Source organism: Methylorubrum zatmanii, from assembly GCF_014845115.1.
Taxonomy (GTDB): Bacteria; Pseudomonadota; Alphaproteobacteria; order Rhizobiales; family Beijerinckiaceae; genus Methylobacterium; species Methylobacterium zatmanii.
Map to the genome: position 1 here is coordinate 1 of NZ_NKUI01000270.1, position 9,480 is coordinate 9,480.

At 71.2% G+C, this 9,480-nt stretch carries 5 protein-coding genes; 2 read left to right on the forward strand and 3 right to left on the reverse strand.

The window, feature by feature from the left end; all coding sequences use genetic code 11:
- Positions 1-60: 60 nt before the first annotated feature.
- The gene (locus MZTS_RS23120; protein ID WP_192285582.1) at positions 61-1,272 is read left to right on the forward strand and encodes an MFS transporter; all 1,212 of its coding nucleotides are present in this window, start codon (positions 61-63) and stop codon (positions 1,270-1,272) included.
- A gap of 51 nt (positions 1,273-1,323) precedes the next feature.
- Here the strand turns inward: MZTS_RS23120 and MZTS_RS23125 are convergent, their stop codons facing one another.
- The 3 genes from MZTS_RS23125 to MZTS_RS23135 are packed head-to-tail and all read right to left on the reverse strand — an operon-like array spanning position 1,324 to position 8,044.
- On the reverse strand, positions 1,324-2,226 hold the full coding sequence (locus tag MZTS_RS23125; RefSeq protein ID WP_192285578.1) for a transglutaminase N-terminal domain-containing protein: 903 nt from the start codon (positions 2,224-2,226) through the stop codon (positions 1,324-1,326).
- Complete coding sequence (locus MZTS_RS23130; protein WP_192285579.1) at positions 2,223-4,763, reverse strand: circularly permuted type 2 ATP-grasp protein; 2,541 nt, start codon at positions 4,761-4,763, stop codon at positions 2,223-2,225. The genes MZTS_RS23125 and MZTS_RS23130 overlap by 4 nt, the downstream gene beginning before the upstream one ends.
- Entirely contained in the window at positions 4,760-8,044 is a 3,285-nt protein-coding gene (locus MZTS_RS23135) for a transglutaminase family protein (protein WP_192285580.1), read from the reverse strand. Before MZTS_RS23135 ends, MZTS_RS23130 begins: the two co-directional genes overlap by 4 nt.
- Positions 8,045-8,287: 243 nt before the next feature.
- Between MZTS_RS23135 and MZTS_RS23140 the strand changes: the two genes are divergently transcribed.
- On the forward strand, positions 8,288-9,448 hold the full coding sequence (locus MZTS_RS23140) for a zinc-binding metallopeptidase family protein (RefSeq protein ID WP_192285581.1): 1,161 nt from the start codon (positions 8,288-8,290) through the stop codon (positions 9,446-9,448).
- Positions 9,449-9,480 lie beyond the last annotated feature (32 nt).

Below are 9,480 nucleotides of genomic sequence, written 5' to 3' on the forward strand. Positions count from 1 at the left end.
CCTCCGGGCGTTCCCGCCTCCGAGGCCGCGTCGAACACGCCTCAGGGCGTATCGCCCTGGGTGGGGCCGGGCTTCGCCGAGTTCGTCGGCATCGTCGCCCTGATGATGGCGGTCACCGCCATGTCGATCGACAACCTGCTGCCCGCCTTCCCGCTGATCCAGCAGCGGTTCGCGGTGACCGATGCCAACAGCCTGCAACTCCTCGTCTATGTCTACATGATCGGCTTCGGGCTGGCGCAGATCGTCTACGGGCCGGTCTCCGATGCCCTCGGGCGGCGGCCGACCCTGCTGATCAGCCTCGGCATCTACACCGCCGGCTGCATCCTCGCGATGCTGGCGCCGAGTTTCGAATGGCTGCTCGCCTCGCGGATCATCCAGGGCATGGGGGCCGCCGGGGGCCGGGTGCTCTCCACCGCCATCGTGCGCGACCGGTTCTCGGGCCGCGAGATGGCGAGCGTGATGTCGCTCATCATGATGGTGTTCCTGATCGTGCCGATGCTCGGGCCCGCCATCGGCGCCACCATGCTGCTGCTCGGCTCGTGGATCTGGGTCTTCGTCTCGATGCTGGCGCTCGGCGGCATCCTGACGCTCTGGTTCGCCCTGCGCATGCCGGAGACGCTGCATCCCGAATATCGCCGCCCGCTCTCGCTGCGGGCGACGGGGCAGGCTCTGCTGACGGTGCTGCGCACCCGCGCGGCCATCGGCTACGCCACGGCGCTCGGCCTGCTGACCGGCTGCATCATGGGCTATGTCGGCTCGGCCCAGCAGGTGTTCGATACCGGGCTCTACCATCTCGGCAGCCTGTTCCCGGTCGCCTTCGGGGTGGTGGCGGGCGCCATGGGCGCGGCGACGCTGATCAATTCGCGCATCGTCCGCCGGCTCGGGATGCGGACCCTGTCGCATGTGGGCGTCACCGCCTTCACCGCCGTCGGACTCGTGCAGGTCGCCATCGGCCTGCATTATCAGGGGCACCCGCCGCTGGTGCTGTTCCTGTCGGTGCTGGCGTTGAACCAGTTCCTGATCAGCTTCGCCCTGCCGAATTTCAACGCCCTGGCGCTGCAGCCGCTCGGAGCCATCGCCGGTACGGCCTCCTCGTTCCTCGGCTTCTACACTACGCTTCTCGGTGCCTTCTGCGGCTTTCTGATCGGGCGGGCCTTCGACGGCACGATGATGCCGGTGGCCTATGGTTACGCCGCGCTCGGCGGGCTGGCCCTGCTCACCGTCGCCTGGACCGAGCGTGGCCGCCTCTACCGGGCCGGCGTCTCCGGCTGACAGGAAGCCAAGTCACGGGTTTTCGTGACGGATCCCTGAGGGAATGAGCGCTCAGGCGGCTTCGTCCTCGGGGATGACATCGACCTCGACGGTGAGCTTCTGCGCTCCGGCCGAGGAGACGATGCCCTCGATGGGGGCGACGTCGCCGTAATCGCGGCCCCGCGCCACGACGATGTGGTCGTCGCGCACGACGCAATCGTTGGTCGGATCGAGGCCGATCCAGCCGCCCTCCCCCGGATGCGTCTCCGGTCCGCACCACAGGGCGACCCAGGCGTGGCTGGCATCCGCTCCGCGCAGGCGCGGCCGACCGGCGGGCGGCCGGGTGCGGAGATAGCCGCTGACATAGGCGGCCGGCAGGCCGAGGCCGCGCAGGCCGGCGATCATCACATGGGCGAAATCCTGGCAGACGCCGGCCTTCAGGGCGAAGGCCTCGGCCAGGGGCGTCGAGACGGTGGTCGCCTTGGCGTCGAAGCGAAAATCCTGGCGGATCCGCTGCATCAGCTCGACCGCGCCGCCATAGGCGCTGCGCCCCGGCTGGAAACTCGCCCGGGCGTAATCGGTCACGGCGGGCACCAGCGGCACCCGCTGGCTCGGAAACTGGAAATGCGTCGGCGTCTCTGGTCCGAGGGAGGGCTGCGCCAGCGCGGCCATGCGCACCGTCTCCCAGGACGGGCCCGCCTCCGGCGGCGGCGGCGCCGGCCGCTCCACGGCGACGCGGGAGACGGCCTCGACCGCGAATTCCCGGTGGGGCTCGTCGAGGAGCAGGGTCAGCGTGTCGAGCCCGAAGAAGTCGCGTCGCTCCAGACGGGCGGCTGGGGTCGGCGTCACCGTGAGCCCATGCTCCAGAACCCGCTGCCCGTCGCCGTCGCGGGGCGTCAGGCGGAGGTTGCAGCGGGCCGAGCGGACCAGCCCGGCATAGCGGTAGGTCGTCAGGTGACGCAGGGTGTAGATCACGCGAGGCCCGTGAGCTTCTCGGGCCGCAGCGCATCGGGGCCGTTGGGGAAGTAGCGGCAGGCGATCCGGTCGGCGAGGCCTTCCAGCTCTAATTCGCAGCGTTCCAGCGCCTCGCCGTCGATCCCGGCGGCCTCCGCCGTCTGGAGCATGGCGGCGAGGGCCAGCGCTTGGCGGCGATGCGGCTCGGGCAGCCCGTCGGCGGCGAGCGCCGGCAAGGCGTCGAGATGGGCGACGATGGCCTGGACCTGATAGGCGACCGAGCGCGGGTTGTACGGGTCGAGCACCGCCATGTCGCAGACCGCGTCGCGGCTGACGCCCACGAGGTAGCGCGCGCCGTAGGCGATCTGGGAATCGGCCAGCGAGAGCATGACCCCGAGGTCCTCGCCGCTGGCCGCCGTCCCGCAGAAATCGATGGCGAAGCGGCAGGTGTTGATCGCCCGCTCGATCCGCCGTCCCATGTCGGCGAAGCGCCAGCCCGGAGCATGGCCCATATTCTCGTGGCTCAGGCCGGCGAGCGCGGCGAGGTGGCCCAGCGCCCGCTCGGCCTTTCCGAACAGCTGCGCCTCGGTCGGTGCCCAGGCCTCGCTGTAGATCAGGGTGTCGCGCAGCTCCGCCAGCGCCCGCCAGGATTCGGTCGGCAGCCGCTCGCGCAGGGAGGCGGCGATGCGCCGGGCCTCCAGCACATGGGCGAGGCCCGACCCGTAGGCCGTCTTGCCGGACAGCGCCTCCTGCGCCATCGCGGCGGGCGGCAGATCGGCGGCGCTGACGCAGCCCCAATCCTTGAGCAGCGCGCGGATGCGCCGGGCCGTGGACGCCCCTTCCTCACCCGGGGCGACGGCGGCGCCGGCCTCGCAGAAGACGCCGAGATGGGCCTGGACGAGGCGGGTCACGGCCTCCGCCCGCTCCAGGTAGCGCCCGAACCAGAACATGTTGTCGGCCGCCCGCGACGGCAGGTGGCCGGCGATGCGGCGGATGCGCGGCGCGCTCGCATGCACCAGCGTCGGCGTGTCGACGGGCGTGTCGGACAGGACCCAGACATCGGCGGAGCGGATGCCGGCCCGCATCTCGCTCGGGTCGTCGCCCGCGTGTTCGGCGACGCGGCAGAAGGCGCTCGGCAGCACCCGCCAGCCTTCGGGCGTGGCGGCGGCGAAGACGCGCATCACGAAGGGGCGCGCCACCAGCCGCCCGTCCTGCCAAGCGGGCATGGTGGAAAGCGGCGCGGTCTCCTGGGCCACCCAGTCGAAGGGCCGCTCGCGCAGGGCCTCCACGGCGCGGGCGCGGGCGGCGTCGAGGGCGGGGCCCGCCAGCATCGCGTCACGCTCCGGGCCGCGCACCGGGGTCGCGGCGGGGCGCAGGGTCAGGTGGTCGAGATTGTCGAGCACGTGGGCGAGGTTGTCCGGCTCGCCGCACCACCATGTCCGGGGGCCGGTGAGCCGCAATTCCTCGCCGGTGAGCCGCCGCGCGATCGCCGGCAGGTAGGGGCCGAGGGCAGACGATTCGAGCACGCCGGAGCCCGGCATGTTGCCCACCACCGCCCCGCCCCGGCGCAGCACCTGAAGGATGCCGGGCACGCCGAGGCGCGAATCCGCGCGCAGCTCCATCGGGTCGAGATAATCGGCGTCGATCCGGCGCCAGACCGCGTCGGTGCGCTTCAGGCCGGCGATGGTGCGCACATGCAGCAGCCCGTCGCGGACGACGAGGTCGTCGCCCTCCACCAGCAGGAAGCCGAGATAGCGGGCGAGCGCGGCCTGCTCGACATAGGTGCTGCTATAGGGCCCGGAGGTCAGCAGGCAGATGCGCGGATCGCTGCGGGAGCAGGCGGCGGCGAGGCCGGCGCGGAAGGCCTGGAAGAAGGCGGGCAGGCGCTCGACATGGAGGTCGGAGAACAGGTCCGGGAAGGCGCGGGCGAGCACCATCCGGTTCTCCAGGGCGTAGCCGAGGCCGGAGGGGGCCTGGGTGCGGTCGGCCAGCACCTGCCAGCGCCCGTCCGGGCCGCGCCCGACATCGGCGGCGTAGATCGGCAGCCAGCGCCCGCCCGGCGGGGCGATGCCGTGGACCGGGCGGAGAAACTCCGGGTGCCCCGCCACCACGCCCGCCGGCAGGAAGCCCTCGGCGACGAGCCGGCCCGCGCCGTAGATGTCGGCGACGATGCGCTCCATCAGCGCCGCCCGCTGGACGATGCCGGCGGACAGCTCCGCCCAATCGTCGGAATCGATCACCAGGGGGAGCGAGCCGAGCGGCCAGGGATGCTCCCGCCCGTCGCCGTAGACCCGGTAGGAGATGCCGGCATCGCGGATATGCCGCTCGGCCGAGAGGAAGCGGGCGGCGACCTCCCGGTCGTCGAGCCGGGCCAAGCGTTCGAGGAAGCGCGGCCAAGCCCCCCGCAGGCGCCCGTCGGCACCCACCAATTCGTCGGCAAGACCGGGACGGGGGGCATAGCCCTCGGTCCAGCGGTGAAGGCGCGAGGGCGCATCCTCGGCCGCCCAGGCAGGGTCGGGCCGCGCCGGCCCGTCCGCAAAGGCGGCCGATGCGCTCATCGGGGCGCGGGCATGCGCAGGTCGAGGGTCAGGGGAAACTCGGCCGAGCGTTCCTCGGCCGGCATCGCGACCCGGCCGGGGGTGTGGCCCATGGCCTCGAAGCGGGCGAGCCGGCGCCCCTCCGCCTCGTAGGCGTTGACCGGGAAGCTGTCGTAGTTGCGCCCGCCCGGATGGCTGACATGATAGCGGCAGCCGCCGAGCGAGCGGCCGCTCCAGGCGTCCAGGATGTCGAAGGTCAGCGGCCCGTGCGGCGGGATCGTCGGGTGCAGGGAGGAGGCCGGCTGCCACGCCTTGAAGCGCAGGCCCGCCACCGCCTCGCCGCTGGCGCCGGTGGGCGTCATCGGCAGGCGCCGGCCGTTGCAGGCGATCACGTGCCGGCCGGGCACGAAGCCCTCGACCTTCACCTGAAGCCGTTCGACGGATGCGTCCACGAAGCGCACGGTCCCCCCGGACGTCCCCTCTTCGCCCAGCACGTGCCAGGGCTCCAGCGCCTGGCGCAGTTCCAGGCTCACGCCGCCCTGCTCCACCCGGCCGAAGACGGGGAAGCGGAATTCGCGCTGCGCCGCGAAGCCCTGCGGGTCGAAGTCGTAGCCGCCGGCGCGCAGATCTTCCAGCACGGTCAGGAAATCCGCCCAGAGGAAATGCGGCAGCATGAAGCGATCATGCAGCGCCGTGCCCCAGCGGACACAGGATCCGGCCTGCGGCTCGCGCCAGAGCCAGGCGACGATGGCGCGCAGCAGCACCTGTTGCGCGAGGCTCATCCGCGCGTCCGGCGGCATCTCGAAGGAGCGGAATTCGAGCAGGCCGAGGCGCCCGGTGGGCCCGTCCGGCGAGTAGAGCTTGTCGATGCAGATCTCGGCCCGGTGGGTGTTGCCGGTCACGTCGGTCAGCACGTTGCGGAACAGCCGGTCCACCAGCCAGTGCGGGATGTTGGCCTCGTTCGGGTTCGGCACCTGCGCCAGGGCGATCTCCAGTTCGTAGAGCCCGTCATGGCGCGCCTCGTCCATGCGCGGCGCCTGGCTGGTCGGGCCGACATAGAGGCCGGCGAACAGGTAGGAGAGCGCGGGGTGGCGCTGCCAGTAGAGCACGAGGCTCTTCAGCAGGTCCGGCCGGCGCAGGAACGGCGAGTCCGAGGGGCTGGCGCCGCCGAGCACGACATGGTTGCCGCCGCCGGTGCCGGTATGGCGCCCGTCGATCATGAATTTCTCGGCGCAGAGCCGGGTCTGGCGCGCCTCCTCGTAGAGGCCGGCGGTGATCTCGACCGCCTCGCGCCAGGAGGCGGCCGGATGCACGTTGACCTCGATCACGCCGGGATCGGGCGTGACCTTGATGACGGACAGGCGCGGATCGTAGGGCGGCTCGTAGCCCTCGATGTGGATCGGCCGGCCGACCGCTTCCGCCGCGCGCTCGAGATGGCCGACGAGGTCGATGTATTCGTCTGCCCGCTCCATCGGCGGCATGAACACGCAGAGCACGCCGTCGCGGGGCTCGACCGCCAGGGCGGTGCGCACGGCGACGCCCTCGATGCCGGCCCCGTTCGCCCGGTCCGATCCCTTCGGCAGGGGCGCATCCTTGAGGCCGCCCGGATCGGCGGGCAGGTCGCCGCGGGCGTCGAGCGGATCCTGGGGGTGGTAATAGGGATAGGAATCCGGCGGCACGTGAGGCAGCGAGGCGAGCGGCAGGCGGAAGCCCATCGGGGAATCGCCGGGGCTGAGATAGGCGCCGCCGCGGCGGAAGGCCCAGCTTTCCGAGATCCAGGCGCGGCCGGTGCCCACAGCGAGATTGGCCAGGGGCAAAACGAAGCCGACCGGATTGTCGAGGCCGCGCTCGAACACGCGCTTGAACCGCGCATCGGCCTCCGCGCTGCCGGTCTGCGGCGCCGAGGTCGTGACGTTGACCGGCAATTCGCTCTCGCGGCTCTTCCAGTAGACCGCGTCCTCGTAGGCCGGGAAGACGAAGCGGGAGAGGCCGAGCCGTTCCGCCAGGGCCGCGATCAGTTTCTTGGCGTCGGCGATGGTGGCGGCGCGCGGTCCGGTCTCCGCCGCGATCAGGTCCGGGTTGCGCCAGACCGGCACGCCGTCCTTGCGCCAGTACAGGGCGAAGGCCCAGCGCGGCAGGCTCTCGCCGGGATACCATTTGCCCTGGCCGTAATGCAGCATGCCGCCCGGGGCGAAGCGGTCGCGCAGGCGCCGCACCAGCGCGTCGGCCAGCCCCCGCTTGGTCGGGCCCACCGCCGCGACGTTCCATTCCGGCGACTGGAAATCGTCCACCGAGACGAAGGTCGGCTCCCCGCCCATGGTCAGGCGCACGTCCTGGGCGGCGAGGTCGGCGTCGATGCGCTCGCCCAGCGCGTCCATCGCCGTCCAGACCTCCTCGGAGAAGGGCTTGGTGATGCGCGGCGCCTCGGCGACGCGGTGGATCTTCATCTCGTAGCTGAACGTGACCTCGGCGGGGTCGGACAGGCCGGAGATCGGCGCGGCGGCGTTGTAATGGGCGGTGGCCGCCAGCGGGATATGCCCCTCGCCGGTGAGCAGGCCGGAGGTCGCGTCGAGGCCGATCCAGCCGGCGCCGGGCAGGTAGACCTCGGCCCAGGCATGCAGGTCGGTGAAGTCGTTCGTCGTGCCCTTGGGCCCATCGACCGCCGTGGTGTCGGGCACGAGCTGGATCAGATAGCCGGAGACGAACCGGGCGGCGAAGCCGAGCCGGCGCAGCACCTGTACCAGCAGCCACGCGGAATCGCGGCAGGAACCGCTCTTCAGGGTCAATGTCTCGGCCGGCGTCTGGACACCGGGCTCCATGCGCACGCCGTAGGCGATCTCCGAGCGCACCAATTCGTTGAGCGCCACGAGGAAGCTGACCGTGTGGGTCTCCTCCGGCACCCGCGCCAGGAAGGCGTCGATCTCCGGTCCCTTCGCCTCGTCGAGGACGAGGTAGGGCGCCAGCGCCAGTTTCAGGTCCGGCTCGTAGGCGAAGGGGCGGCGCTCGGCAGAGGGCTCGACGAAGAAGTCGAACGGGTTGATGACGGCAAGGTCGGCGGTGAGATCGACCTCGACGCGGAACTCGGTGGTCTTTTCCGGGAAGACCAGCCGAGCGAGCCAGTTGCCGGCGGGGTCCTGCTGCCAGTTGATGAAGTGGTTCTCCGGCCGCACCTTCAGCGCGTAGGCCGGCACCTTGGTCCGGCTGTGCGGCGCCGGGCGCAGGCGGATGATCTGCGGCCCGAGGGCGATTGGCCGGTCGTACCGGTAATGCGTGACGTGGTGCAGGGCGGCTTGGATCGACACGGAGGCTCCGGAAGTCGTTTCGGGTCGCGAAGGAGCGGACAGCGCGCTCGGCCGCTGGTTGTGCGCCTTATACATCCCGGTATGGCGGGAGGAGCATCCGAAAAAGCAAGAACCGTGCATCGGCTGTCCGCGCGCGGCGGGGAACCCCGACGGCCCGATCGCCCTTGGTTCCTGCGGGCCCGAGGGGCGAGGGCGTGGCCCGGTTCTTGTTCGGTCTCCGCGACGGCCGGAGCGGGGCGCTCGATGAAGATCTTCCAGTGCCAAGCCTGCGACCAGCCGGTCTCCTTCGAGAGCACGGTCTGCGAGAGCTGCGAGCGCCGTCTCGGCTATGTCTGCGACCGCCACGAGGTCTCGGCGCTGGAGCCCTGCGGCGAGGATGGGCGCGGCCCCCTCTTCCGCGCCTATGCCCATCCGGGCCGCAAGTACCGGCTCTGCGCCAACGCGGCCTACGATGCCTGCAACTGGATGGTGCCGGAGGATTCACCCGAGATCTACTGCGTCACCTGCCGCCACAACCGGGTGGTGCCGGACCTGAGCGTGAGCACCAACCTCGACCGCTGGCGCCGGATCGAGGCGGCCAAGCACCGGCTGTTCTACTCGCTTCTCCGCCTCGACCTGCCGCTGGTGACACGCGCCCAGTATTCCGATGGGCTCGCCTTCGATTTCCTCGCCGAATCCGCCGGGCCGTCGGTGATGACCGGCCATCTCGACGGGCTCATCACCCTGTCCATCGCCGAGGCTGACGATGTCGAGCGGGAGCGGCGGCGCGAGATGTTCGGCGAGTATTACCGCACCCTGCTCGGCCACTTCCGCCACGAGATCGGGCACTATTTCTGGAATCTGCTGGTGCGTTTCGATGAGAGCCTGCCGGCCTTCCGCACCCTGTTCGGCGACGAGCGAGCCGATTACGGCGCCGCGCTTCAGCGGCACCATGCCGGGGGACCGCCCCCGCATTGGGAGGAATCCTTCGTGTCCTCCTACGCCACGGCGCATCCATGGGAGGATTTCGCCGAGACCTTCGCCCATTACCTGCACATCATCGATACGCTGGAGACCGGCAGCGCCTTCGACATCCGCCTCCGGCCGAAGCTGCGCGGTGCGACGGAGCCGGCGGGCACGCCGACCTGCATCGATTTCGACCCCTACGAGACGCCGGATTTCGAGCGGGTGATCGAGGCGTGGATTCCGCTGACCTACGCCGTCAATTCCCTCAATCGCTCCATGGGCCAGCCGCCGCTCTATCCCTTCACCCTGACGCCGGCGGTGATCGCCAAGCTCGCCTTCGTGCACGAGCGGGTCTACGCCGGGCGCACCCCCGGCGGCCTCACGGCGGAGGCGAGCGCGGAGATGCTGAAGGCGGTGATCGCGGGTTTGCGCCAGCGGGTGGCGGCCCCGACCACCTGAGGGGATTGGTGTCTCTCACAAACCCCCCGCCG